The organism is Burkholderia arboris (assembly GCF_902499125.1).
Lineage (GTDB): Bacteria > Pseudomonadota > Gammaproteobacteria > Burkholderiales > Burkholderiaceae > Burkholderia > Burkholderia arboris.
Window position 1 is genome coordinate 1 of record NZ_CABVPX010000013.1, and the last position, 25171, is coordinate 25171.

The 25171-nt window shown below is 67.1% G+C and carries 28 protein-coding genes; 10 read left to right on the plus strand and 18 right to left on the minus strand.

Annotated features, from left to right (window positions below):
* From BLA15945_RS17140 to BLA15945_RS17150, 3 genes are all read right to left on the minus strand, one after another.
* Nucleotides 1-347, minus strand: a 347-nt coding sequence (locus BLA15945_RS17140) for an anti-sigma factor family protein (protein WP_174992986.1), incomplete at its 3' end; no start/stop codon positions are given.
* Nucleotides 337-978 carry an RNA polymerase sigma factor gene (locus BLA15945_RS17145; RefSeq protein ID WP_059233966.1) on the minus strand — a complete coding sequence of 214 codons (642 nt, stop codon included), beginning with the start codon at nt 976-978 and terminating at the stop codon, nt 337-339. The genes BLA15945_RS17145 and BLA15945_RS17140, both read right to left, overlap by 11 nt.
* A 161-nt stretch (nt 979-1139) precedes the next feature.
* Nucleotides 1140-2051, minus strand: a complete 912-nt coding sequence (locus BLA15945_RS17150) for a LysR family transcriptional regulator (RefSeq protein WP_059233965.1) — start codon at nt 2049-2051, stop codon at nt 1140-1142.
* Between the two features lie 171 nt (nt 2052-2222).
* Between BLA15945_RS17150 and gcl the strand changes: the two genes are divergently transcribed.
* The 4 genes from gcl to lysM all read left to right on the plus strand — a co-directional run bounded on the left by gcl (nt 2223) and on the right by lysM (nt 6716).
* The gene (gcl, locus tag BLA15945_RS17155) at nt 2223-3998 is read left to right on the plus strand and encodes a glyoxylate carboligase (RefSeq protein WP_059233964.1); all 1776 of its coding nucleotides are present in this window, start codon (nt 2223-2225) and stop codon (nt 3996-3998) included.
* Nucleotides 3999-4041: 43 nt separating this feature from the next.
* Entirely contained in the window at nt 4042-4851 is an 810-nt protein-coding gene (gene hyi, locus BLA15945_RS17160; protein ID WP_011657073.1) for a hydroxypyruvate isomerase, read from the plus strand.
* A gap of 26 nt (nt 4852-4877) precedes the next feature.
* Entirely contained in the window at nt 4878-5786 is a 909-nt protein-coding gene (locus BLA15945_RS17165) for a 2-hydroxy-3-oxopropionate reductase (RefSeq protein WP_340624609.1), read from the plus strand.
* Nucleotides 5787-6245: 459 nt separating this feature from the next.
* Entirely contained in the window at nt 6246-6716 is a 471-nt protein-coding gene (gene lysM / locus BLA15945_RS17170; protein ID WP_059233962.1) for a peptidoglycan-binding protein LysM, read from the plus strand.
* 86 nt (nt 6717-6802) lie between these two features.
* Here lysM and BLA15945_RS17175 read toward each other — a convergent pair whose 3' ends face one another.
* Entirely contained in the window at nt 6803-7825 is a 1023-nt protein-coding gene (locus BLA15945_RS17175; protein ID WP_059233961.1) for an asparaginase, read from the minus strand.
* A 271-nt stretch (nt 7826-8096) separates the two neighbouring features.
* On the opposite strand from BLA15945_RS17175, the gene BLA15945_RS17180 reads away from it, so the two are divergent.
* The 3 genes from BLA15945_RS17180 to BLA15945_RS17190 all read left to right on the plus strand — a co-directional run bounded on the left by BLA15945_RS17180 (nt 8097) and on the right by BLA15945_RS17190 (nt 9930).
* Entirely contained in the window at nt 8097-8387 is a 291-nt protein-coding gene (locus tag BLA15945_RS17180) for a PsiF family protein (protein ID WP_059233960.1), read from the plus strand.
* A gap of 258 nt (nt 8388-8645) precedes the next feature.
* Nucleotides 8646-9095: a hypothetical protein gene (locus BLA15945_RS17185; protein ID WP_050013249.1), complete on the plus strand. Its 450-nt coding sequence runs from the start codon at nt 8646-8648 to the stop codon at nt 9093-9095.
* A 247-nt stretch (nt 9096-9342) separates the two neighbouring features.
* A complete protein-coding gene (locus BLA15945_RS17190) occupies nt 9343-9930 on the plus strand; it encodes a BPSL1445 family SYLF domain-containing lipoprotein (protein WP_059233959.1) in 588 nt (195 codons plus the stop codon).
* Between the two features lie 105 nt (nt 9931-10035).
* Here the strand turns inward: BLA15945_RS17190 and BLA15945_RS17195 are convergent, their stop codons facing one another.
* The 9 genes from BLA15945_RS17195 to mltG form a co-directional block, all read right to left on the minus strand.
* On the minus strand, nt 10036-11100 hold the full coding sequence (locus tag BLA15945_RS17195; RefSeq protein WP_174992987.1) for a glycosyltransferase family 4 protein: 1065 nt from the start codon (nt 11098-11100) through the stop codon (nt 10036-10038).
* Nucleotides 11101-11390: 290 nt separating this feature from the next.
* Entirely contained in the window at nt 11391-12566 is a 1176-nt protein-coding gene (locus BLA15945_RS17200; RefSeq protein ID WP_059233957.1) for an AAA family ATPase, read from the minus strand.
* Nucleotides 12567-12603: 37 nt separating this feature from the next.
* A complete protein-coding gene (locus BLA15945_RS17205; RefSeq protein WP_059233956.1) occupies nt 12604-13776 on the minus strand; it encodes a mechanosensitive ion channel family protein in 1173 nt (390 codons plus the stop codon).
* Nucleotides 13777-13865: 89 nt separating this feature from the next.
* Complete coding sequence (locus BLA15945_RS17210; protein WP_006485939.1) at nt 13866-14222, minus strand: Rap1a/Tai family immunity protein; 357 nt, start codon at nt 14220-14222, stop codon at nt 13866-13868.
* 120 nt (nt 14223-14342) lie between these two features.
* Nucleotides 14343-15053: an ankyrin repeat domain-containing protein gene (locus BLA15945_RS17215; RefSeq protein WP_059233955.1), complete on the minus strand. Its 711-nt coding sequence runs from the start codon at nt 15051-15053 to the stop codon at nt 14343-14345.
* A gap of 45 nt (nt 15054-15098) precedes the next feature.
* Nucleotides 15099-15878 (minus strand): TatD family hydrolase, encoded by a 780-nt coding sequence (locus BLA15945_RS17220; RefSeq protein ID WP_174992988.1) that lies wholly within the window; start codon nt 15876-15878, stop codon nt 15099-15101.
* A gap of 141 nt (nt 15879-16019) precedes the next feature.
* Nucleotides 16020-17048 (minus strand): DNA polymerase III subunit delta', encoded by a 1029-nt coding sequence (locus BLA15945_RS17225; RefSeq protein ID WP_059233953.1) that lies wholly within the window; start codon nt 17046-17048, stop codon nt 16020-16022.
* A gap of 19 nt (nt 17049-17067) precedes the next feature.
* Nucleotides 17068-17688 carry a dTMP kinase gene (gene tmk / locus BLA15945_RS17230; protein WP_059233952.1) on the minus strand — a complete coding sequence of 207 codons (621 nt, stop codon included), beginning with the start codon at nt 17686-17688 and terminating at the stop codon, nt 17068-17070.
* On the minus strand, nt 17688-18707 hold the full coding sequence (gene mltG, locus BLA15945_RS17235; protein WP_059233951.1) for an endolytic transglycosylase MltG: 1020 nt from the start codon (nt 18705-18707) through the stop codon (nt 17688-17690). Before mltG ends, tmk begins: the two co-directional genes overlap by 1 nt.
* 77 nt (nt 18708-18784) lie before the next feature.
* Here mltG and ygfZ point away from each other — a divergent pair, with 77 nt between their 5' ends.
* On the plus strand, nt 18785-19819 hold the full coding sequence (gene ygfZ / locus BLA15945_RS17240) for a CAF17-like 4Fe-4S cluster assembly/insertion protein YgfZ (protein WP_059233950.1): 1035 nt from the start codon (nt 18785-18787) through the stop codon (nt 19817-19819).
* 76 nt (nt 19820-19895) lie between these two features.
* A complete protein-coding gene (locus BLA15945_RS17245; protein ID WP_174992989.1) occupies nt 19896-20741 on the plus strand; it encodes an NRDE family protein in 846 nt (281 codons plus the stop codon).
* Nucleotides 20742-20757: 16 nt separating this feature from the next.
* On the opposite strand, the gene BLA15945_RS17250 is transcribed toward BLA15945_RS17245, so the two are convergent.
* The 4 genes from BLA15945_RS17250 to BLA15945_RS17265 all read right to left on the minus strand — a co-directional run bounded on the left by BLA15945_RS17250 (nt 20758) and on the right by BLA15945_RS17265 (nt 23149).
* Entirely contained in the window at nt 20758-21198 is a 441-nt protein-coding gene (locus tag BLA15945_RS17250; RefSeq protein WP_059233948.1) for a GNAT family N-acetyltransferase, read from the minus strand.
* 44 nt (nt 21199-21242) lie between these two features.
* A complete protein-coding gene (locus tag BLA15945_RS17255) occupies nt 21243-22202 on the minus strand; it encodes an alpha/beta hydrolase (RefSeq protein ID WP_174993050.1) in 960 nt (319 codons plus the stop codon).
* A 156-nt stretch (nt 22203-22358) separates the two neighbouring features.
* Nucleotides 22359-22838, minus strand: coding sequence for a PaaI family thioesterase (locus tag BLA15945_RS17260; RefSeq protein WP_006483907.1), 480 nt, complete (start codon nt 22836-22838; stop codon nt 22359-22361).
* Complete coding sequence (locus BLA15945_RS17265; RefSeq protein ID WP_027787175.1) at nt 22835-23149, minus strand: Dabb family protein; 315 nt, start codon at nt 23147-23149, stop codon at nt 22835-22837. The genes BLA15945_RS17260 and BLA15945_RS17265 overlap by 4 nt, the downstream gene beginning before the upstream one ends.
* Nucleotides 23150-23327: 178 nt before the next feature.
* Here BLA15945_RS17265 and BLA15945_RS17270 point away from each other — a divergent pair, with 178 nt between their 5' ends.
* A complete protein-coding gene (locus BLA15945_RS17270) occupies nt 23328-24536 on the plus strand; it encodes a tyrosine-type recombinase/integrase (protein WP_174992990.1) in 1209 nt (402 codons plus the stop codon).
* 163 nt (nt 24537-24699) lie between these two features.
* On the opposite strand, the gene BLA15945_RS17275 is transcribed toward BLA15945_RS17270, so the two are convergent.
* Nucleotides 24700-24999 carry a hypothetical protein gene (locus tag BLA15945_RS17275; RefSeq protein ID WP_174992991.1) on the minus strand — a complete coding sequence of 100 codons (300 nt, stop codon included), beginning with the start codon at nt 24997-24999 and terminating at the stop codon, nt 24700-24702.
* Nucleotides 25000-25171 lie beyond the last annotated feature (172 nt).

Sequence of the window (25171 nt, forward strand, 5' to 3'; positions counted from 1 at the left end):
GGCCGTGTCGACCCGCCCCGCCCCGCCAGCCAGGGAAACCAGCCGCGGCTGCGCGGCCGCGGCTTCGGCTGCGCTTGACGCTCGGGCGGCGGCTCTGCCCGCGCCGGCTCGCGAACGGGCGCGTCGGCCGCTGCCGGCAGGCTCGCCAGGATGCTCGCCCGCAGCGCATCCGGCGCACGGTGATAATCGGCCTGCCGCACGGCCTGCACCAGCGTGACGATCCGCGCGCGTTCGCGGCGGCACGCGTCGCACCCTTCGACATGCTGCTGGACCCGCAACGCATCGGGCGCCGACAGCTCGCGGTCGACGTCCGCGTCCAGCAACGCTCGCGCTTCGTTACAGTCCATCGATAGCCTCCGATGCGGTTCCGCCGGCCGGCGTACGGCCCGGCCTGCCTTCGGGCGCCGGTGCCGGCGCGCCGCCCAGCAGCGCGGCGAGCTTGCGCCGGCCGCGCGCGAGCCGCGACATCACCGTGCCGACCGGCACGTCCGCGATCGCCGCGATCTCGCGGTAACTCAGGTCCTCCATCTCGCGCAGCACGAGCACCTCGCGGTATTCGGGCGGCAGCTTCGCGAGCGCCGCGTTCACGAGCCGCACGTTCTCGCCGCGCAGCAAGTGCGCCAGCGGATCCTCCGTCGCCGGCTGCCAGTCGTCGGGCACGTCGGTGTCGTCGAGCGTATCGGGCAGCGCGACCTCGTGCGCATGCGTGCGACGCCGCCACTCCGTGTACCAGGTATGGCGCACGATCGTCAGCAGCCACGGCCGCGCGTTGTCGCCGCGACACGAATCGACGAAGCGCAGCGCGCGCATGCACGCGTCCTGAACGACGTCGTCCGCGTCGCCGGCGTTGCCGCTCAGCCAGCGCGCGAGGTTATACGCGGCGTCGAGATGCGGCAGCACGAGCGCGCGAAACCGCTCGCCGCGCGCAACCGCATCGTCTGCCGCCCGTTCATCGACCGCCTGTCCGGCTTGCCCCACATGGCCTCCCTGGTCCCGGCGGCCGATGCCGCGCCCGTTCCGCGCACGGCGCCCGGACAGACCGGCAACGTGCACGCTTGATCACCATACCGTTGCTGCGTCGAGTTTATTCCCGCACCGGGCGCAAGAAGCGTAAAAAAATGACCGGGCGCCCGCCTCCGTTACGGCGTGGTGCTCCAGTAGCCGGGGCGCGCATACGCGGCGCGCAGGTAGTCGATGAAATAGCGCACGCGCGCCGGCACGTAGCGCTGCTGCGGGTAGACCGCGAGGATGTCGTAGTCGGGCAGCGCGTATTCGTCGAGCACGGTCTCGAGCTCGCCCGTCTCGAGCTGCGCGGCGATTTCCCACGTCGAGCGCCAGCCGAGCCCGAGCCCCTCGGCCACCCAGCGGTGCAGCAGCTCGCCGTCGTTGCAGTCGAGGTTGCCGGCCACGCGCATCGTCGCGATCTTGCCGTGGCGCTGGAAATACCAGCCGCGGTTCTGCCCGCCCTGCAGGTTGAACGCGAGGCAGTTGTGCTTCAGCAGGTCGTCGAGCGACTTCGGCCGGCCGTGCCGGCGGAAATAGTCGGGCGTGCCGCACACGACGCGCCGGTTCGACGCGAGCTTCACCGCGACGAAGTTCGGATCGACGGCGCCGCCGATCCGGATCGACAGGTCGTAGCCCTCGCGCACGAGATCGACGACGCGGTCGGTCAGGTTGAACGACAGCTGCATCTCGGGCTTGTCGACCAGAAAGCCGGGCGCGTGCGGCGCGACGTGCTTGCGCCCGAACGCGGCCGGCGCCGACACGATCAGGTGCCCGCTGACCGCCCGCCGCCCGGCGGCCAGCTCGTTCTCGGCCTGGTCCCATTCGGACAGCAACCCGCGGCAGCGCTCGAGGAACGCGGCGCCCTCCTCGCTGACCACCAGCCGCCGCGTCGAGCGGTACATCAGCTTCACGCCGAGGCGCTTCTCGAGCGCGTCGATGCGCCGCCCGAGCACCACCGGCGACACGCCCTCCTCGAGCGCCGCCGCCGCGAGGCTGCCGGCATCGGCCACCCGCACGAACGTCTCGATCTGCTTGAAGCGATCCATCTCCTGTCTCCGTCTCTGTTCCGGCCCCGGCGGGAGGCCCGTCCGGCCGTCATTCCATACTTTTAGTTTCGAAATAAGCGACTCGAGCTGATCTTATCAAACCTTTCCTGCAACCCTAAAGTGTCCCCAACAGACCCATTCGCAAGATCCGCCACATTCAAGGAGACATTCATGGCCAAGATGAGAGCCGTCGACGCAGCAGTGCTCGTGCTCGAGAAAGAAGGCATCCAGACCGCGTTCGGCGTGCCGGGCGCAGCAATCAACCCGTTCTACTCCGCCATGCGCAAGTCGGGTGGCATCAGCCACGTGCTGGCCCGCCACGTCGAAGGCGCGTCGCACATGGCCGAAGGCTTCACGCGTGCGGCACCGGGCAACATCGGCGTGTGCATCGGCACGTCGGGCCCCGCCGGCACCGACATGATCACCGGTCTCTACTCCGCTTCCGCCGACTCGATTCCCATCCTCGCGATCACGGGCCAGGCGCCGCGTGCACGCCTGTACAAGGAAGACTTCCAGGCCGTCGACATCGAGTCGATCGCGAAGCCGGTCACGAAGTGGGCCGTCACCGTGCGCGAACCGGCGCTCGTGCCGCGCGTGTTCCAGCAGGCATTCCACCTGATGCGCTCGGGCCGTCCGGGCCCGGTGCTGGTCGACCTGCCGATCGACGTGCAACTCGCCGAAATCGAATTCGACATCGACACGTATGAACCGCTGCCGGTCTACAAGCCCGCGGCCACCCGCGCGCAGATCGAGAAAGCGATCACGATGCTCAACGATGCGGACAAGCCGCTGATCGTGTCGGGCGGCGGCGTGCTCAACGCGGCAGCCGAAGACCTGCTCGTCCAGTTCGCCGAAACGATCGGCGTGCCGGTGATCCCGACGCTGATGTCGTGGGGCGCGATTCCGGACGATCACCCGCTGATGGCCGGCATGGTCGGCCTGCAGACGTCGCATCGCTACGGCAATGCCACGATGCTCGCGTCCGACTTCGTGCTCGGCATCGGCAACCGCTGGGCGAACCGCCACACGGGCAGCGTCGAGGTCTACACGAAGGGCCGCAAGTTCGTGCACGTCGACATCGAGCCGACGCAGATCGGCCGCGTGTTCGGTCCGGACCTCGGCATCGTGTCCGACGCGAAGGCCGCACTCGAGCTGTTCGTTGCGGTCGCACAGGAATGGAAGGCCGCCGGCAAGCTGAAGGACCGCAGCGCATGGGTCTCGGAATGCCAGGAACGCAAGCGCACGCTGCAGCGCAAGACGCACTTCGACAACGTGCCGGTCAAGCCGCAGCGCGTGTACGAAGAGATGAACAAGGTGTTCGGCCGCGATACGTGCTACGTCAGCACGATCGGCCTGTCGCAGATCGCCGCCGCGCAGTTCCTGCACGTGTTCAAGGCACGCAACTGGATCAACTGCGGCCAGGCCGGCCCGCTCGGCTGGACGATCCCCGCCGCGCTCGGCGTGCGTGCTGCCGACCCGAGCCGCCCGATCGTCGCGCTGTCCGGCGACTACGACTTCCAGTTCATGATCGAGGAACTGGCAGCCGGCGCGCAATTCAAGCTGCCGTACGTGCACGTCGTCGTGAACAACTCGTACCTCGGGCTGATCCGTCAGGCGCAGCGCGCGTTCGATATGGACTACTGCGTGCAGCTCGCGTTCGACAACGTGAACGCACCGGAACTGAACGGGTACGGCGTCGATCACGTGGCCGTCGCGGAAGGTCTCGGCTGCAAGGCGCTGCGCGTGTTCAAGCCGGAAGAGATCGAGCCGGCACTGCGTCAGGCGCAAACGCTCGCGGAAGAGTTCAGCGTGCCGGTGGTCGTCGAAGTGATCCTCGAACGCGTGACGAACATCTCGATGGGCACCGAAATCGACGCGATCAACGAATTCGAAGACCTCGCCGAAAAGGCCGAACACGCACCGACCGCGATCTCGATGCTCGACTGAACCGCACGACATTTTTGACTGACCGACCGAAGAGGCTTAGCTCATGCCGAAGTTTGCTGCAAACCTGACCATGCTGTTCAACGAAGTGCCGTTCCTCGACCGCTTCAAGGCGGCCGCCGACGCGGGCTTCGACGCCGTCGAGTTCCTGTTCCCGTATCCGTACGCGAAAGAGGAACTCGCCGAGCGGCTCGAGACGCATCGCCTGCGCCTCGTGCTGCACAACCTGCCCGCCGGCAACTGGGATCAGGGCGAACGCGGCATCGCGTGCCTGCCCGATCGCGTCGGCGAATTCCAGGAAGGTGTCGGCCGTGCGATCGAGTACGCGAAGGCACTGAAGGTGCCGCAGCTGAACTGCCTCGTCGGTATTCCGTCGGCCAGCACGGCGCGCGACAAGACGTTCGTCACGATCGTCGACAACCTGCGCTTTGCGGCCGACGCGCTGAAGCGCGAAGGCATCCGCCTGCTCGTCGAGCCGTGCAACAGCTTCGACATCCCGGGCTTCGCGCTGAACCGCTCGTCGGAAGGGCTCGACGTGATCCGCGCGGTCGGCTCGGACAACCTGTTCCTGCAGTACGACATCTATCACATGCAACGCATGGAAGGCGAACTGGCCGCGACGATCGAACGCAACCTCGCATCGATCGGCCACGTCCAGCTCGCGGACAACCCGGGCCGTAACGAGCCGGGCACGGGCGAGATCAACTACGCGTTCCTGTTCGCGCTGCTCGACCGGCTCGGCTATGCCGGCTACGTCGGCTGCGAGTACAAGCCCCGTACCACCACGACGGAAGGCCTCGGCTGGCTGCAAAGCGTCGCCGGCTGCGCACCGGGCTCCGCGCGTCGCGCCGCCTGAGAAGCGCCCTTCCCGTTATCAGCCCTATAGGAGACTTTCACATGGCAACCATCGGTTTCATCGGCCTCGGCATCATGGGCGCGCACATGGCGCGCAACCTGCTCAAGGGCGACCACCAGCTCGTCGTGAACGGCGCGTTCCCGATTCCGGACGACCTGCGCACGAGCGCGAAGGTCGTCGCCAACTCGACCGAAGTCGCGAAGAACGCCGACGTCATCGTCGTGATGGTGCCGGACACGCCGGACGTGCGTAACGTGCTGTTCGCCGACGACGGCGTCGCGAAGGGCCTGACGGCCGGCAAGCTCGTGATCGACATGAGCTCGATCTCGCCGCTCGACACGCAGGAATTCGCAAAGCAGATCAACGCACTCGGCTGCGACTACCTCGACGCGCCGGTGTCCGGCGGCGAAGTCGGCGCACGCGAAGCGTCGCTGACGATCATGGTCGGCGGCCCGGAGCAGGCCTTCGAGCGTGCGAAGCCGCTGTTCGAGAAGATGGGCAAGAACATCACGCTGGTCGGCGACAACGGCGCGGGCCAGACCTGCAAGGTCGCGAACCAGATCATCGTCGCGCTGAACATCGAAGCGGTCGGCGAAGCACTGCTGTTCGCCGCACGCTCGGGCGCCGATCCGGAACGCGTTCGCCAGGCGCTGATGGGCGGCTTCGCCGCGTCGCGCATCCTCGAAGTGCACGGCGCGCGGATGACGAAGCGCACGTTCGACCCGGGCTTCCGGATCGAACTGCACCAGAAGGACCTGAACCTCGCGCTCGACGGCGCACGCAAGCTCGGCCTCGCCCTGCCGCACACGGCAAGCGCGCAGCAGCTGTTCAGCGTGTGCGCATCGCACGGCGGCAAGGCATGGGATCACTCGGCGCTCGTGCGCGCGCTCGAGATCATGTCGAACTTCGAAATCGGCCAGACGCCGGCCGCGTAACGCGACTGCCGCAACGCGCGTTTCCGCTGCAATGGCGGAGGCGCGCGACAGACACGCGCGACCCGGCCGCGGCCGGGCGCATCGATGCGCGAATAGGCGCGCATCACGGTGGGGCGCCCCGCCCTGCATCGCCAACGGCATGCGGGACGGGGCGAAAAACGCCGCTCTGGGCTGAGAGCGGCGTGGTGGGGTCCGCAGCGGCACCCGGCGGCGCCGGGGAAGCCTTGGTCGGTCAGACGTCGTCGTCGGGTGTCCGCCTGTCGGATTTCGCGTATTACATTTCTTTACGTTCAAGCGTGCGATTTTTCATGCAATCGTCGCGCTGAACGCCTACACTTTCGCCACGCCTTTCGAGAAAACCGCCGCGCTTGCGTGCACCTCCGGTGACCGCGCCCAGCGCGGTGTTTTTTTCGCCACTTCACGGCGCGTTTTCTTTTCAACCACCTAGGGAGTGCAGCGATGGGTCTTCTTTCGTTTATCAAAGAGGCGGGTGAAAAACTGCTGGGTCATGCCGACGCGCAAGCGGCGGAAGATCCGAATGCCGCGAATCAAACCGCGGCCGACGCGATCAAGAATTACATCAGCACGCAAGGGCTCGACACGTCGAACCTGACCGTCGCGTTCGACGGCGCATCGCGCACCGTCACGCTGTCGGGCAGCGTCGCCGATCTCGACACGAAGGCGAAGGTCAAGGTCGCGGCCGGCAACGTGCAGGGGGTCGCGGGCGTCAATGACGACGATCTGCAGCCGGACGATCCGGAAGTGCAGTATCACGACGTGAAGTCCGGGGATACGCTGTCGGCGATCGCCAAGGAAGTGTATGGCGACGCGAACAAGTACCCGGTGATCTTCGAAGCGAACAAGCCGATGCTGTCGAGCCCGGACCGGATCTACCCGGGCCAGAAGCTCGTGATTCCGCCGCAGTCCTGAGCATTCCGCCGGACTGACGCAAAAAAGGCAGGCCGCAGGCCTGCCTTTTTTCATGGGCGACGCGCCGCCCGCCCGGTGCGCCCCGGTTACAGCGTATCGAACGCGCGCTGCAGCGCGTCGCGATCGTGAATGCCGTTCGCGAGCGCGAGCATCAGCAGCACGCGCGCCTTGAACGGATTCAGCGAGCCCGCGCTGACGAAACCGAGCGCGTCGTCGTTCGCGGCGCCGTTGCGCATCACATGCCCCGATCCGACGCGCGACGCGCGGACCACGGCCACACCCGCATTCGCTGCATCGGCGAGCGCCGCCTGCAGCGTCGCATGGATCGACCCGTTTCCCGTGCCGGCGACGACGAGGCCGCGCACGCCGGCAGCAACCAGCGCATCGACGGCCGTGCGCGTCACGCCCGCATAGCTCGCGACGACTTCGACCGGCGGCCAGGCCGCGGCGATCGCCAGCTGCGTGTCGCGCGCACGCGTCGCGCGGCGCGCGAATTCGACCCGGCCGTCCTGCACCCAGCCGAGCGCGCCGAGTTCCGGCGACTGGAAGGCGTCGACGGCATAGGTGCTCGTCTTCACGACATCGCGCGCGCCATGGATCCGGTTGTTGAACGCGATCAGCACGCCCTGCCCGCGCGCGGCCGGATGCGCGGCCACCGTCACGGCGTTCAGCAGGTTCAGCGGGCCGTCGGACGACAGCGCGGTCGCCGGCCGCATCGCAGCCGTCAGCACGACCGGCTTGTCGCCTTTCACGACCAGATGCAGCGCGTACGCGGTTTCCTCGAGCGTGTCGGTGCCGTGCGTGATCACGATCCCGTCCACCGACGGATCGGCCATCAGCGCGTCGATCCGCGCGGCCAGCGTGTTCCACAGCGGCAGCGCGAGATCCTTGCTGTCGATGCTGGCGACCTGCTCGGCGTCGATGCGCGCGACCGATGTGAGCGCCGGCACCGCGTCGACCAGGAAATTGACGCCGAGCGCGCCGGCCTGGTAGCCGGCCGTGCTGGCCGCGTCGGGTGCGGCGCCGGCGATCGTGCCGCCGGTGGCGAGCACGGCGATGCGCGGCAGCCCCGCCGCGGACGAAGGAGATGCGGAATTCGGAGTATTCATGGCCGCGATTGTAATGGCTCGTGGCCGGGATCCGGCAGGTTCCGGCCCGGCAGCCGGTGCCGGCGGCCGCACGTCATGGTTTGTCCCGATCGCCCGGCCGCGCGCGCCGTCAACGGCCGTGGCGTCCGCAACGTTATAGGAAGTGCCGTTTTGGTGTTTTCACATTGATTTGCCATAATCGGAGCGCACGGTGCGATGCGGCCCTATCCGCAACGCCGCGTGCTTCGTGACGGCGTCGATAACACGCAATTCACCCCATGGGAGTGTCGAAATGAAAATCCAATCGCTCGTAGCCGCAGTGCTTCTCGGCGGCATGCTGGCTTCCCCCGCATTCGCGGCGAACAGCCAGCAGGACAAGATGAAGGCCTGTAACACCCAGGCAACCGGCAAGACGGGCGACGAACGCAAGGCGTTCATGAAGGACTGCCTGTCGGCGAAGCCCGCGAAGGCGATGACGCAGCAGGAAAAGATGAAGGCGTGCAACACGCAGGCCACCGGCAAGAAGGGCGACGACCGCAAGGCGTTCATGAAGAGCTGCCTGAGCAATCAGCCGGCCGCCTGAGTTCCGGCGCTCCCGTCTCGAATGCCGCGCACCGCTTCGGCGGGCGCGGCATTTTCGTTTTCGTTGCACGCGCATCGACGCACCCGTTTCCAGCCGGCTTCACCCCTTCCCGCCCCGCTTTTCCGGCCCGCCGCCACATGGTGCGGCAATTCGCCGCGTTTTCTTCTATGATGGCTGCAACGCGGCCCACCCAAGTACAAGAAGCGCCATCGGGCCGCCCTCGAGACGGACGCGCACGCGCGTCAAACGGAGGCTTGGATGGCATGGAGACAACACCGCTGGTTCCGCCGCTGGCTGATCGTGATCGTGTTCTGGGCCGTGCCCGTCGCGATCGTCGCCGTGCGCGAGATCCGCGAGGAAATGGCCTACAACAAGGCGGACCTGCAGCTCGCGCTGACCACCTGGCAGCTCACCGATGCGCAGCAGGCCGCCGGCGCGGCCGCGAAGTGCCACGGGGATCCTGACGAGGCGCGCGCGGCCGGCTGCCCGGCCGACGTGCTCGCCGCCAACGCGCCGCGCCAGCAGGCGGCCCGCGACGAATACGTGGTGCGCCGCAATACGCTCGCCGGTTACCTGTGGCACGCGTTCGTCGGCTACTGGGTCGTCCCGGCTGCGTTCCTGTTCGCGTGCGGCGTCGTGATCGCGCTGATCCGCCGTGCGCTGCGCCGCCCGCCGATCAAGCCGCCGGTCCCGCCCGTCACGCACTGACGTGCGCCGCACGCGCCTGTCGCCCTCCCGATTCACCGTTAAGTGCCCCGCGCGCCGACCACGCGCGGGGCGCGCCCCGCACGCGCCAGCGTCGCTTCGTCCGTTGGCGCGCCGCGACACCCCCAAGCGATTTGACGCTTTTTCATGACCTGACGAAAAGAGGCTGTAATCCGCTGTGATATAACTGCCGACGTGATCCGCTCCATGAGCGAGACTCACTCCGAACGTCATCCGATGGAGAAGAACGATGCAAAAACGGAATCTTGTGCTGAAAGCCGCCGCTGCGCTCATCGTCGGTAGCCTCGCGCTCACCGGTTGCACCACCACCCCGGACAAGCCGGACAACGCCGCAACCAACGCGTCGAAGCGCCAGTCGATCGACGCGAGCGTCGACGCCACGCTGTCGCGCATGTACTCCACGGTCAAGGGTTCGCGCGAACTCGTCGCGAAATCGCGCGGCGTGCTGGTGTTCCCCGAAGTGATCCAGGCCGGCTTCATCGTCGGCGGCCAGTCCGGCAACGGCGCGCTGCGCGTCGGCGGCAGCACGGTCGGCTACTACAACACGTCGTCGCTGTCGGTCGGCCTGCAGGCCGGCGCGCAGTCGAAGGCGATCGTGTTCCTGTTCATGACGCAGGAAGCGCTCGACGAATTCCGCGGCTCGGACGGCTGGGCAGCCGGTGCCGGCGCATCGGTCGCGCTCGTGAAGATGGGCGCGAACGGCGCGGTCGACACGACCACGGCCACCGCGCCGGTCCAGGTCGTCGTACTGACGAACGCGGGCCTGATGGGCGACGTGTCGATCAACGGCACGAAGGTCACGAAGCTCAAGATCTGACGCTGACGCACCGCCCGTGCGCGCCGCGCGCGGGCCATGCGCAAACGGCGATGTCCTTGCGGGCATCGCCGTTTTTTTATCCGTCCGCGTGCTGCGTCAGGCCGTTCAGGTCGTCGAGTCGATCACCTTGAAGCGCGAGCGCTTCTGCGCGCGGATCACCGACTGGTAGACGTCGACGTACTGCTGCGCCATCCGGCGCGACGTGAAGCGCTCCTCGAAGCGCTGCCGCACGCGCGCACGCGGCAGCAGGTGCAGCCGGTTCACGGCAGCGACCGCGCTGATTTCATCCTCGACGATGAACCCCGACACGCCCTCGTCCAGCACTTCGGGCACCGCGCCGCGATTGAACGCGATCACCGGCGTGCCGCACGACATCGCCTCGATCATCACGAGGCCGAACGGCTCCGGCCAGTCGATCGGAAACAGCAGCGCATGCGCGCCCGACAGGAGTTCGGCCTTCTGGTGATCGGCGATCTCGCCGATGTATTCGACGTGCGGCAACGCGAAGAGCGGCTTGATCTCGCGGTCGAAGTACTCCTGGTCGGCCGCGTCGATCTTCGCGGCGATCCGGATCGGCAACCCGCACTGGCGCGCGATGCGGATCGCGGTATCGACGCGCTTCTCCGGCGAGATACGGCCGAGGAACGCGAGATAGCGCGGCTCGACCGGCTGCGGCATGTACAGCGTATCGGGCAGCCCGTGATAGACGGTCGTCAGCCATTTCGCCTGCGGCAGCGGCTGGCGCTGCGAGTTCGAAATCGAGATCACCGGCGCCGTGTTGAACGTGTCGAACACCGGCTGCTGCTCGGGCAGGTCGAGCCGGCCGTGCAGCGTCGTCACGTAAGGCGTTTCCTGCCGGTTGAAGACCGAGAACGAGTAGTAGTCCATGTGGAAATGGAGCACGTCGAAATCCTTCGCGCGGCGCGCGACCGTCTCCATCAGCAGCATGTGCGGCGCGACGCGGTCGCGGATCGACGAATCGAGCCGCAGCGCGCGCGGCCAGACCGGCTCGAGCTTCGCCCGCGTCGTCGAGTCGCCGCTCGCGAACAGCGTCACATCATGGCCGAGCTCGACGAGCGCCTCGGTGATGTAGGACACGACGCGCTCGGTGCCGCCATACAGCTTCGGCGGCACGGATTCGGTCAGCGGGGCGATCTGCGCAATTCTCATGGTCCACGTCTCCTGTGTCCTGTCCGTTGCGGCGCAGCCGGCGGGCGTCCACGCTTTCGCTTTCGCGCCCGCCCCGCGCCCGTGCCGCGCCGGCCGGCATGGCGCCAGCCAGATATCTCATTATTATTCGCGATCCCGATGCGCGGAACCGCCGGTCTTGCATTTTTTGGATGTTGTTACAGGCCGGATACATTCGGCCAGCCCGGCCCGGTGGCCCCGCATCGGGCACAGCCGGGCCGATCCGGCCCCGCCAGGCATCGATCTCCGCCGAACACGCGCCCTTCCCCCCGTCAACGCGACGGCCACTTCCAGGCCGGCAGGTCACGCGTATCGGCGTCGACGAGCGCGGTCGCACCGAGCTGCTTGTCGAGCACCAGCGATTCGCAGCCGGCCTCGCGCTCGAGCGTCGCGATGAGCCGCGCCGCGTGCGACACGACGAGTACCTGCGAGCGCTGCGCCGCCTGTGCGATCAGGCGGCCGAGCGCGGGCAGCAGATCCGGATGCAGGCTCGTCTCCGGTTCGTTCAGCACCATCAGCGCGGGCGGGCGCGGCGTCAGCAGCGCGGCCGCGAGCAGCAGGTAGCGCAGCGTGCCGTCGGACAGTTCGGCCGCCGCCAGCGGCCGCAGCAGCCCCGGCTGTCGCATCAGCACGTCGAAACGGCCGCGTCCGCCCGGATTGTCGATCTCGACCGACGCGCCGGGAAATGCGTCGTCGATCGCCGCATCGAGCGCCGCCGCGTCGCCGATTTCGCGGATCGTCTGCAGCGCGGCAGCCAGGTCGGCGCCATCGTCCGCGAGCACCGGCGTATGGGTGCCGATGTGCGACTGCCGCGCCGGCGCCTGCGCGTCGGTCCGGAAATGGTCGTAGAAGCGCCACGAGCGGATCCGCTCGCGCACCGCGATCATCTCGGGCGCACCGGTCGGATCGGCGAACTCGGTCATCATGCTGTCGAAGCTCGCGACCGGCTGCGGAATCGTCTGCCAGTCTCCCGACGCGGTGCGCGCACGGATCTGCGCGCCCTGCCGGTCGACCAGCAGCGTCGACGGGCGCAGCAGCGCGCCGCCCCAGATGCATTCGCGCTTGACCACCGGGTCGAGCGCGAACTGCGAATGGCTCGGCACCGGCAGGCCGAGATCGATCGAATAGCCGAAATCGTCGCACGCAAAGCCGAGCTTCAGGCTCACGGGCCCCTTGCGCACCGTGCCCGTGACCGGCGCATCGCCGGCCAGCATCGCGCGCGAGAAGCGCTCGGGGCCGGCCCACAGCGTCGACGGCAACCCGCCTTCGCGGGCGAGCGACGGGATCACGCGGCCCTGCGCGGTGTCGGCGAGCAAGCGCAGCGCGCGATACACGCTCGACTTGCCGCTGCCGTTCGGCCCCGTGACGACGTTGAGCGCCGCGAGCGGCACGATCAGCTCGCGCAGCGAGCGGTAATTGGCGATGGCGAGCGTCTTCAGCGCGGTCATGGGAACGGGAAAAACGGAAAAAGGCACCGGGCCGCGCCTAGCGGCCTTCGGCGGCCTGCGGATCGGCTGCGGTATGGGCCGCCGTGCTGGCGGCGGGCGCCCGCGCATGCGGCCGTTCGGGATTCGGCGCGTCCGGCGCCGATTCATGCGGATACAGCTCCATCCGGCTGCGCGGCAGGCATTGCGGATAGCGGTCCTGCAGGTACGCGATCAACCCTTCGCGCACGCGGCAGCGCAAATCCCAGCACGACGGCGAATCGGCCGCGCTGACGAGCGCGCGCAACTGCATCGTGCGCTCGGTCGCGTCGGTCACCTGCAACACCTGCACACGGCCGTCCCACTCGGGCGCCGCATGGACGAGCCGCGCGAGCTCCTCGCGCAGCGGCGCGAGCGGCGTGCGGTAGTCGACCGACAGGTAGACGGTGCCGATGATCTCCGAGCTACTGCGCGTCCAGTTCGTGAACGGGTTCTCGATGATCCACTGCAGCGGCACGACGAGGCGCCGCTGGTCCCACAGCCGTACCGACACGAACGAGCCGGTGATTTCCTCGATGCGCCCCCACTCTCCCTGGATCACGACCACGTCGTCGAGCCGGATCGGCTGCGTGAGCGCGATCTGCAACCCGGCGATCAGGTTGCCGAGCACCGGCCGCGCGGCGATACCGGCAACCAGCCCCGCGACGCCGGCCGACGCCAGCAGGCTCGCGCCGACCTGGCGCACGTTCGGGAACGTCATCAGCGCCGCGCCGGTGCCGATGATCACGATCAGCACCATCACGGTCCGCACGAGCACCCTGGCCTGCGTATGGATGCGTCGCGCCTGCAGGTTGTCGGCCGTATCGATCGGATGGGCCTGGATGATCGCGTCGCCGACGCCGGCCGCGAGCCGCACCAGCAGCCACGTGAGCGACACGATCGAGCCGACCGCGGCCGCGGTGCGCATGCCGCGCACGAACGACATGCCGTCGTCCGCCTGGACCCACAGGAATTCGAGCGCCAGCAGTGCGATCACGACGAGCGACGGCTTGTCGATGTAGCGCAGGATCGCGCTCATCAGCGGATACGGCTGCGCGATGCGCTTGACGATGCGTGCGCCGAGACGGTGCACGACCGTGACGACCAGCATGACGATGACCGACACGGCCAGCGTGCCGAGCCACGAATGCAGCGGCGCATCGGCGATGCGCTGCAGTTCCTCGATTGAAATCATCGGCGCCCTTGGGTGATGAGGCGCGCGCGCCTCGTCCTGGATGCGTCGGCGACGCCCGGGCCGCGTACGTCCCCGGACACGGCGTCAGATCAGTTGCCGCTCCTGCACGGAAACGCCTTGCCGAGACCGAGCGACACCGCGGTGCTCGCGTTGTAGTCGGCCAGCTTCGGATTTTCCGCGATGTACTTGCGCACCGCGTCGGTCATCTGCTGCGCCCGGATGTCGGGCGGCAGGCAGAAATACTGGCCGACGCGCGGCCCCGTGGTGCCGCCGATCGCGTCGATCGTGTTGTAGACGCCGTCGGCGGCGCCTTCGATATAGGCCGCGCACGACGCCCGCGACTTGACGTCCGTCTTCGCGCACAGCCGGTCGAGATCCGCGCCCGTGAAAGCCGCCGCCGACAACGGTACGGCAAACGCCGCGGCACAAAACATTGCGCGCAACATGGTGTTCCTTATGTCAATGCGGCCCGAGACCGCCTGCTGCCTTGGCCGGCGCGGCGCCGGGCACCCTGCTCCGGCCGGAATCCGGCCGGGCGGGCGTACCGTCCGCCGCACCGAAAACCGTCATTTTGCACTCTTTTGCGCATCTGCCGGCGCCGATCCGCCGACGCGCTCCGTCCGCTTGCTCAGGATGTCGATCGCGTCCGGCGCCTTGTAGTGCTTCGCGAACTCGAGCGCGGTGATGCCGAGCTGGTTCTTCACCTGCGGATCGGCACCCTGGTCGAGCAGCAGGTTGACCGTCGATGCATGGTTGCCGCGCGCGGCCATCATCAGCGGGGTCGTGCCGTTCGGCGATGCGGTGTCGATGTACGCGTCGTGATCGAGCAGCAGCTTGACGACCGCGTCCTGGCCGTTGGTCGCCGCGTAGTGCAGCGGCGCCCAGCCCTTCTTGCTGACTTCCGCGCCCTTGTCGATCAGCAGCTTCGCGAGGGCGAGATCGCCGTTCAGCGACGCGAGCATCAGCGCGTTCTCGCCGGCCTTGTCTTCCTTCTCGAGGTCGACGTTCGGCGTCGTCGCGATCGCGGCCGCGACCTTGTCCGACTTCTCGCGAGCGGCGATCACCAGGATCGGGTCGCCGTTCGGCGCGAGCGTGTTCGGGTCGAGCTTACCGCTCTTGAGCTGCTTGCCGATGTCGGCGATGTCGTCGAACTTGACGGCCTTGACGATCGCGTCGAGCGACTCGGCGTGCGCGCCGGCGGCGGCGAACAGGCCGCTCGCGACCAGCGCGGCGGCGGCGAGTGCACGTTTGGACAGATGATTGGTCGGCTTCGTCATTGTTGTGGGCTCCTTCCCTGGGTTGTATCGGCTGCGCGCACGTCGTTAGCGGGCGATCTTGAACAGCCGGAAAAAGTTCTGCGTCGTCGCATCGGCGAGCGCCTCGACGGCGATCCCGCGCTCGGATGCGATAAAGCGTCCGACATGGCTGACGTACGCAGGTTCATTCGGCTTGCCGCGATACGGCACCGGCGCGAGGTACGGCGAGTCGGTTTCGATCAGCAGCCGGTCGAGCGGCACGCGCCGCGCGACGTCCTGCACGTCGGTCGCACTCTTGAACGTGACGATGCCCGACAGCGAGATATGGAAGTTCTGTGCGAGCGCCTGCTCGGCGACGGACCACGGCTCGGTGAAGCAATGCATCACGCCGCCCGGCACGTCCGCACGCTCCTCGGCCATGATCCGCAACGTGTCTTCCGACGACGAACGCGTGTGGACGATCAGCGGCTTCATCGTCGCGGTCGCCGCGCGGATGTGCGTGCGAAAGCGTTCGCGCTGCCATTCCATGTCGGCGATCGAGCGGCCTTCGAGGCGGTAGTAGTCGAGGCCCGTCTCGCCGATCGCGACGACCTTCGGGTGCGCGGCCAGCTCGACGAGCTCCGCGAGCGTCGGCTCGCGCGCGTCCTCGTGATCGGGATGCACGCCGACCGACGCGTAGACGTTTTCGTGCGCGTCCGCGATCGCAAGCACGTCGGGCAGCGTCTCGAAATCGACCGACACGCACAGCGCGTGCGTGACGTCATGCTCGCGCATGTTCTCGAGAACGGCCGGCAGGCGGTCGGCCAGGCCCTTGAAATTGATGTGGCAGTGAGAGTCGACGAACATCGTGTTTCCTGAATACGTAAGACGGGCGCCCATGCGCTCGCCGGCATGCGGCAACGGGCGGCGTTCGCGGGCCGGCAAGCCCGGCGCGCGTCGCCATGCGATCCGCGCATCGTTTCCCAACCCGATGGAAACGATGCCGGATCAAGCAAACATTTCCCGATATCCGAGAAACAATTCCTCGAATACGAGCCGCGCGTTGAGCGGATGGTTCTCGACCGTCCGCTGCCGCGTCACGGCTTTCATGAAGCGCGCGAACGCGTTGGCATCGACCGATTCCGCGCAGCGCGCAAGGGCTGCCGCGTGCATCGGGAAGTAGCGCGGCGCGCCCGCCATCCGCTGCGCGAGCAGATCGTACAGCCAGCGCTGCAGCCAGCCGAGCACCAGCGGCACCGGCAGCTTCTGCAGCGTCTCGCCGCACGCGAACGGATCGCATGCCGCACCGGCCGCGAGCTGCCCGAGCGTGTAGTCGCGCAGCGGGCGGTTCTCGTCGCTCGCGAGCGCCAGCGCGGCGAGCGGCGCGCCGCCGGCTTCGGCAAGCAGCGCGCTCGCGTGGTCGACGCCCTGCGCTGCAAGCCATGCCTCGGCCGCGTCGGGCGCCGGCACCGTCATCGGCCACTGCCGGCAGCGGCTGATGATCGTCGGCAACAGGCGGTCGATGCGCGCCGACACGAGCAGGAACACGACGCCGGACGGCGGCTCCTCCAGCGTTTTCAGCAACGCGTTCGACGCGGCGACGTTGAGCGCCTCGGCCGGATACAGCACGACGACGCGCAAGCCGCCGCGATGCGAGCCGACCCCGCAGAAGTCGAGCAGCGCGCGCACCTGCTCGATCTTGATTTCCTTGCTCGGCGCACGGGTCTTCTTGCCGCCTTCGTCCGCCTCGGCCGGCTTCGCGTCGTCCGCGGCGCCCGGCGCTTCGCCGGCCAGCGCCTCGGGCAGCACGATCCGGTAGTCCGGGTGGTTGCCCTGCGAGAACCAGTTGCAGGCCGCGCAGGTCCCGCACGGCTCGCCGTTCGGCTGCGGCGATTCGCACAGGAAACCCTGTGCGAGATGCTGCGCGAACTGCAGCTTGCCGATCCCGGCCTGACCGTGCAGCAGCAGCGCATGCGGCCATTGCGCGCGCAGTTGCTGCAGGCGGTTCCAGTCGTCGGTCTGCCACGGATAGATCATCTGGTGCGTTCCTTGCGGGTTACAGCGCGGCGAGCACGCGTTCGAGCTGCTGGCGGATCTCGGGAATCGACTGCGTCGCGTCGACGATCGCGAAACGGTGCGGCGCCTCTTCCGCGCGTCGCAGGTATTCGCCGCGCGTGCGGTTGAAAAACGCGTCGGATTCGCTTTCGAACTTGTCGGGCATGCGCGCGGCGCCGCGGCGCTCGCTCGCGATCTGCGGCGCGACGTCGAACAGCACCGTGAGGTCGGGCTGGAACCCGCCCTGCACCCAGCGCTCGAGCGTCTCGAGCTTGTCGCGCGGCAGCCCGCGGCCGCCGCCCTGGTACGCGAACGTCGCGTCGGTGAAGCGGTCGGACACGACCCAGTCGCCGCGCGCGAGCGCCGGCTCGATCACGAGCGCGAGGTGCTCGCGGCGCGCGGCGAACATCAGCAGCGCTTCCGTCTCGAGATCCATCGGCTGGTTCAGCAGGATTTCGCGCAGTTTCTCGCCGAGCTGCGTGCCGCCCGGCTCGCGGGTGACGACGACCTGCCGTCCGGCGGCGGCCAGCTTGCCCTGGAGCCGTTCGCAGAACCATTGCAGGTGGGTGGTCTTCCCCGCCCCGTCGATGCCTTCGAACGTAATGAATTTACCGCTCGCCATTATTGACCTCGTATGTACTTGTCCACGGCCTTGTTGTGATCGCCCAGCGTGTCCGAGAACACGCTCGTACCGTCGCCCTTCGCGACGAAATAGAGCGCGCTCGTCGATGCCGGATTGATCGCCGCCTGCAGCGCGGCTACGCCCGGCAACGCGATCGGCGTCGGCGGCAAGCCGCGTCTTGTGTAGGTATTGTAAGGAGTGTCGGCCTGCAGATCGCGCTTGCGCAGGCGGCCGTCGTACGCGTCGCCGAGCCCGTAGATCACCGACGGATCGGTCTGCAGCGGCATGCCGACGCGCAACCGGTTCACGAACACGGCCGCGACGAACGCGCGGTCGGCCGCGTGGCCCGTTTCCTTCTCGACGATCGACGCAATCGTCAGCGCTTCGTAAGGTGACTTGTACGGCAGCCCCGGTACGCGGGCGGCCCACGCCTCGTCGAGACGCGTCTGCATCAGGTGGTACGCGCGCCGGTAGATGTTCAGGTCGCTCGTGCCCTTGTCGAACAGGTAGGTATCGGGGAAGAACAGCCCCTCGCCGCTGCCGCGCTGCACGGCGCTGTCCGGTGCGCCGATCGCACGCAGCAGCTCGGCGTCGCTCATGCCGGCGGTCGAGTGCGCCAGGTCGGGGTTCGCATCGAGTTCCGCGCGCATCCGTTTGAAGGTCCAGCCTTCGATGACGGTCGCGACGTACTCGTTCACGTCGCCGCGCGCGATCTTCTGCAGCACCTCGTAAGGCGTGATGCCGGTCTTGAACTCGTAGTTGCCGGACTTGAGCCGGCTCGACAGCCCGAGCACGCGCGTCATCGCGACGAACCCGAACGGCTCGACCGGCACGCCGCCACGCTTGAGCTGCAGCGCGACGCTCTTCACGGTGCTGCGCGGCTTGATCGTGACGTCGAGCGATGCCGAGCCCAGCAGCAACGGCCGGGTCGCCCAGTAATACCCGCCGCCCGCGCCGGCAGCGGCCACAACGACGGCCAGCGCCACGATCGTCGCGGCGCATTTCTTCAGTAGGGACATGGAAACGTGACTCAGGTAAGACCCATATAATACTTGCTCGCCTCCGTCAAAGTCAGGGTTGACTGTTCCCTCATTCCATGAGCACACCGTTCGCTTCACCGGCTGCCCAGGCCGCATCTGCCTCGCTCCCCGTTTTCCCCCGCCCGTCCGCCGCCGATTTCGATGCCCCGGGCGCCTGCATGCCGCTGCCGCAGTTCGGCGTGATCGACGTGGCCGGCGACGACGCCGCGACGTTCCTGCACAGCCAGCTGACCAACGACATCGAGCATCTCGACGCCGCGAGCGCGCGGCTGTCCGGCTATTGCTCGCCGAAGGGGCGCCTCCTCGGCTCGTTCCTCACGTGGCGCGCCGGTCACGGCGTGCGCCTGCTCGTGTCGAAGGACGTGCAGCCGGCCGTGCAGAAGCGGCTGTCGATGTTCGTGCTGCGTGCGAAGGCGAAGCTCACCGACGCGAGCGACACGCTCGCGGTCGCCGGCTTCGCGGGTGACGTGCGCGACGCGCTGTCGGGCATCTTCGATGCGCTGCCGGACGGCGTGCACGTGAAGGTCGACGGCCCGGCCGGCGCGCTGATCCGCGTGCCCGACGCGGCCGGCCGCAAGCGCTATCTGTGGATCGGCCCGCGCGCGGAAGTCGAAGCGCGCCTCGCGGCGCTCGCCGGCACGCTGCCGGTGGTGTCGCCGGCCGTGTGGGACTGGCTCGACGTGCGCGCGGGCGAGCCGCGCATCACGCAGCCGGCCGTCGAGCAGTTCGTGCCGCAGATGGTCAACTTCGACGTGATCGGCGCCGTTAACTTCAGGAAGGGGTGCTACCCGGGCCAGGAAATCGTCGCACGCAGCCAGTACCGCGGCACGATCAAGCGCCGCACCGCGCTCGCGCACGTCGCCGGCGAGCTCGATACCGTGCATGCCGGCGTCGAGCTGTTCCACAGCGACGACCCGGGCCAGCCGTGCGGGATGATCGTCAACGCGGCGGCCGCGCCTGCGGGCGGCGTCGACGCGCTCGTCGAGATCAAGCTCGCCGCACTCGACAACGGCACGGTGCACCTCGGTTCGGCCGACGGCCCGGTGCTTGCATTCGACGCACTGCCGTACGCATGGCCGACGGAAGTGTGACGCACTGACAACCTGTTCGGGCGCCGGCTCGCGAGTCGCAGCCGGCGCCCGATGTTTCCTGCGAGAGATTCGCCCGATGTGTCTGATTGCCTTCGACTGGCAGCCCGATGCCGCCGCCGGTCCCGTCTTTACCCTCGCCGCCAACCGCGACGAGTTCTTTCGCCGGACGAGCGCGCCGCTTTCGTGGTGGGAGGATGTGCCGGGCGTACTGGCCGGCCGCGATCTCGAAGCGGGCGGCACGTGGCTCGGCGTCTCGCGCGACGGCCGCTTCGCCGCGCTGACGAATTTCCGTGCGCCGTTCGACATCCGCGCGGGCGCGCCGACCCGCGGCAAGCTCGTGTCCGACTTCCTCGGCGGCCCGTCCGTCGCCCCGCTCGACTATCTCGGGCAGCTTGCCGAGCATGCGGCCGTGTATAACGGCTTCAACCTGCTCGTCGGCGACTGGCGGCGGCGCGAACTTGCCTGGTTCTGCAACCGTGCGCCCGAAGGCGAAAACACGGTCGCCGCGCCCGTCGCGATCACGCCCGGCGTGCATGCGCTGTCGAATGCGCGGCTCGATACACCCTGGCCGAAAGTCGTGCGCAAGCGCGCGGAGCTCGGCACGCTGCTCACCGACAATCCGAGCCCGTCGCTCGACGAGCTGATCGCGCTGATGCGCGACCCGCATGTCGCGGACGACGACGCGCTGCCGCACACCGGCATCCCGATCGAGCGCGAACGCGCGCTGTCGGCCGCGTTCATCGAGACGCCCGAATACGGCACGCGCGGCACGACCGCGCTGCGCGTCACGATGAAGGAAGGCGTGCGGCTGACGGTCGAGATCAAGGAGCGCTGCGACGACGACGGTTCGCACCGCACCGTCCGCCCGGGTTCGTTCGAGCGCGCGTTCACGTTCGACCTCGACGCGACGCCGCCGCGCTGAACGCACGCACCGCGCGCTAAGGCGCGCGCGTCATCTCCACGTGCGGCACGCCGGCTTCGACGAACGGTGCGCCGACCGTCGCGAAGCCGTGCCGCAGATAGAACGACACCGCCGAATCCTGCGCGTAGAGCCGCACGGCGGCTTCGCCGCGACGCCGCGCGGCCTCCAGCAGCGCATTCAGCACGGCTGACCCGACGCCCTGCCCGCGCACATCGGCCAGCACCGCGACGCGGCCGATCGTGCCGGACGGCAGCAGCCTCCCCGTCGCGACCGCGCGGCGCCTTCCGTCCGCCGCGTCGATCCGGTACGCGACCACGTGCAGCGACAGCGGATCGTCATCGTCGAGCTCCCATTCCGGCGGAATCTGCTGCTCGCGCACGAACACCGCGTCGCGGATCCGCGCGGCATCGCCGCCCAGTACCGTCCAGTCGCCCGTTTCCACCACACCGTCCGTCATCGCAGCCTCCATGCGGCGCGCACGCCTTCAGGCGCCCGCGCCCGTCATACGTCGTCGAATGCGGCCTTCAGCGCCGCGACCGCATCGGCATGGGCGGCCCGCACCTCGGGGATGTAGCCGCCCATCTTGAAGAATTCGTGGATCATGCCGGGATAGCGGACCAGCGTGACCGCGTTGCCGGCCGCGCGCAACTTGTCCGCGTACGCCGCGCCCTCGTCGCTCAGCGGATCGTATTCGGCCGTCGCGATCCACGCCGGCGCCACGCCCGCAAACGACGGCGCGCCGCGCGTGCCGTCGAGCGGCGCGAAACGCCAGTCGTCGCGGTCCGCCCGATCGCGCACGTATTGCGTGAAGAACCACTGGATCGTGTCCTGCGTCAGCAGGTAGCCGTTCGCGAGCCGCGCATGCGATTCGGTGTCCTGGTAGCCCGTCACGCCCGGATAGATCAGTAATTGCAGCGCCAGGCGAATGCCCGCGTCGCGCGCGAGCACCGCGCAGACGGTGGCGAGCGTGCCGCCCGCGCTATCGCCGCCGACCGCCAGCCGCGCGGCGTCGATACCGAACGTGGCGGCTTCGCGATGCAGCCACTGCAATGCGTCGTCGGCATCGTTCACCGCGGTCGGGAACCTGTGCTCGGGCGCGAGCCGGTAGCCGGCCGACAGCACCGCGCATTGCGCATCGTGCGCAAACATCCGGCACAGCGCATCGTGCGTGTCGACGCTGCCGACCGTGAAACCGCCGCCGTGGTAGTAGACGAGCGCGGGCAGCGGCTCCGCAAGACTCGGCTCGACCGGCAGGTACAGCCGCGCACCGATCGTGCGGCCGTCGCGCGTCGGTACCACGCATTCCTCCACCGAATGCATCGGCGCCGGTGCGACATCGAGAATCGGCGCGCTCTTCTCGTACGCGGCGCGCGCCTGCTGCGGCGTCTGGTGGTGATAGGACGGACGTTTCGCGCGCTCGATCATGTCGAGCACCTGGGCGATCTTCGGATTCAGCGGCATCGGTGTGGACGGCGCCGGTGCGGCGCCGTGAACGGACAAGCTTGACATGATGCCACGCGCGCACCGGGCGGGCATGGCGCGCGAAGTGCCGGAATCCCGTGCTGCAAAACAAACGGCCCTGCCTCATTCCAGAGACAGGGCCGTGCGTGTGGAAGCTTACGCGTCGCTCGGACCGGGCTGCGCGTCCGGCGCCGTGCGCGAGCGTTGCCGCTTGATGTCGCGGCCCACCGCGAGCCGCCGCATGTACTTGAACGTACCGAGCGCCTTCGCGACGAAATTGCCGTCGCTGTCGCGCACTTCGCCTTCGCAGTAGGCCATCGTCGTCGAGCGGTGCATCACGCGCCCGTAGGCGCGCAACTCGCCGCGGCCCGGCTGCATGAAGTTCACCTTCATCTCGACCGTGACGACGCCGACGCCGTCGTCGGTCAGGCTGCGCGCCGCCATCGCGAGCGCGATGTCCGCGAGCGTCATCGTCACGCCGCCGTGCGCGATGCTCCACGTGTTCATGTGACGCTCCTCGAGCGGCAGCACGATCTCGCTCGCCCCGTCCTTCGCGGACACGAGCTGCACGCCGAGCAGGTCGACGAACGGGCTTTCGATCGACGGGCCTTCCGTCGGAGTTGCCGCGTCGCTCATCGTGCGCTGTCGACGATGTAGTCGACGCACTCGCGCGATTCGGCCACCGCGACGACGAATTTCTTCACTTCCTGGTGAACCGGGTGCACCTGGTATGCGTCGAGCGCAGCCTTATCCGCGAAATCGGAGACGAGCACGATGTCGGCGGTCGCGTCGAGGCCGGGCGTCGCCACGCCGACGTCGATCTGCAGCGTACCCGGCACGAGGTCGCGGCAACCTTCGAGCTTTTCCTTCAGCTTCAGCGCGTTCTGTGCGCGCGTCGCGCCTTCGGCTGATTCCTTCAACTTCCACATGACGATATGTCTGATCACTTCGTTCGCTCCAGTTCGTGTTAGTTCGTGAATTCGCCTGAAACCCTTACCAGTCGAGAATTTCACGCCCTTCCACCATTCGCTTACGTTCGCCCGAAATCGTGTCCAGCCGAGAAAAAAGGGGGTATAAAAGGGGGTATCATTTCAACCATCCTGAAGCGATACCCCCTTTTTTACCGTGCCACTTACCGACATCAAGATCCGACAAGCGAAGGCAGGCAACAAGCCTACCAAACTTACCGACGGCAATGGTCTGTATCTGTTGGTGAAGCCGTCCGGCTCCAAGCTCTGGCGATACAGATACAGAATTGCGGGGAAGGAGAACCTCTTCACAATCGGCGAATATCCCACCATCAGCCTTCAATCCGCACGTGCGGCACGTGACGATGCCCGTGAACTCGTCAAGAAGGGACTACATCCGTCACACGCACGGCAGGAAGTGCTGTCTGCGCGCATCGACGAAGGCAAAGCAACTTTCCGGGCCGTCAGTGATGAGTGGCTGGAGAAGAAGCGGAAGACTTGGACTGAGCAACACTTTGGCGAAGTTCTGCGCATGCTCGAAACCGATGCATACCCATACATCGGAAGCCGCCCCATTCGCTCTGTTACCGCTCACGATGTGCTTGCTTTGATGCGCCGGGTTGAAGAACGTGGCTCCCCTTCCGTGGCGATCAAGCTGCGCCAGTACGTGTCCAACGTGTTCCAATATGCGGTGATCACGCTTCGGGCAGATGCGGATCCGGCTTCTGTGTTGCGCGGATCGGTCCTGAAACCCCCGACAGAGAATGCCCGAGCACTGAGCCGCGAAGAACTGCAGAGACTCTTTCGGCAGTTGCCGACCTACAAGAGCAGACGAACTGCCATTGCGATTCGACTGCTGATGATGCTGTTCCCGAGAACGATCGAACTTTGTCGCGCGCGATGGGAAGAAATCGACTTGGGGGCTGCGGAATGGCGCGTCCCGCCAGAGAAAATTAAATCTCGACGACAACACATCGTGCCGCTTCCCAAGCAAGCCGTGGGTTTGTTGCGCGAGTTGCAGGAGATGTATGGAAATCGCGGGTATATCCTGCCGATTCTGCATAGCAATCGAAAGCGTCCATACATGAGTCGCGCAACGATCAATCAAGCGATCGCTTACATGGTTCCGGACAACCCCGAACCGATAACAGGTCATGACTTTCGAGCAACTGCGTCGACCAACCTCCATGAAATGGGATGGAAGGACGAAGTCGTTGAAATGCAGTTGTCGCATAAAGACAAGGACAGGACTCGCTCGACGTACAACCATGCCAAGTACTTGGCAGAACGGCGCGAGATGATGCAGGTATGGGCAGACTGGCTCGACGACGTCGAGGCAGATGTATGCCAAGACGCGGTACCATAAACGCTTCCATCAATGACCACTGATGCGGCAGTAGCTGCGCCTTATGCGACAAGGTTCAGCGCCCAAACTTACGCCACTGCATTGTGGATGGGCCATTACCGACAGAGGATTCAACCGGTCGACGCAATAGCTTGACGAAATCGTACAGCGGGTGTAGTGAAAATTAGTGTCGTCGGGGTGGATCGGGTGGCATCTGACCACCAAATCTGACGTGTGCGTCAAAGGCGGCTAAAAGAACCCGCTGTGCATCGGGAAAGCTCTCTCCCGTTTTGCCCGCGAAGTTCTGAAGATCTTGAACGGCATGCGTGTACACCCCGCTCGCAAGGCAAATTTGAAGCGGCGCGCAACCGGCTAGGCTGGGATATTGCTGAACGGCCTCTTCATAGTAACCGTCCATCGCCTGCCGCAGCTCGGCATAGGTGCTAGCTTGGATTACAGCGTCAATACGATCATCGGCCGTCATTGTCGTCCCTCAGGGCAAGAGATAGACGAAGAACTTTAGGATAGCAGCCTGAGCACTTCGCGGGAAAGCACGGACACGGGAAACGTTTCGGCGATCATGCTTCAGGGGATTTGTGGCATCGACTTGGGTTCACAGCACCTTGTAAAGCCCGATAATGCAGTAGCACCTGCGC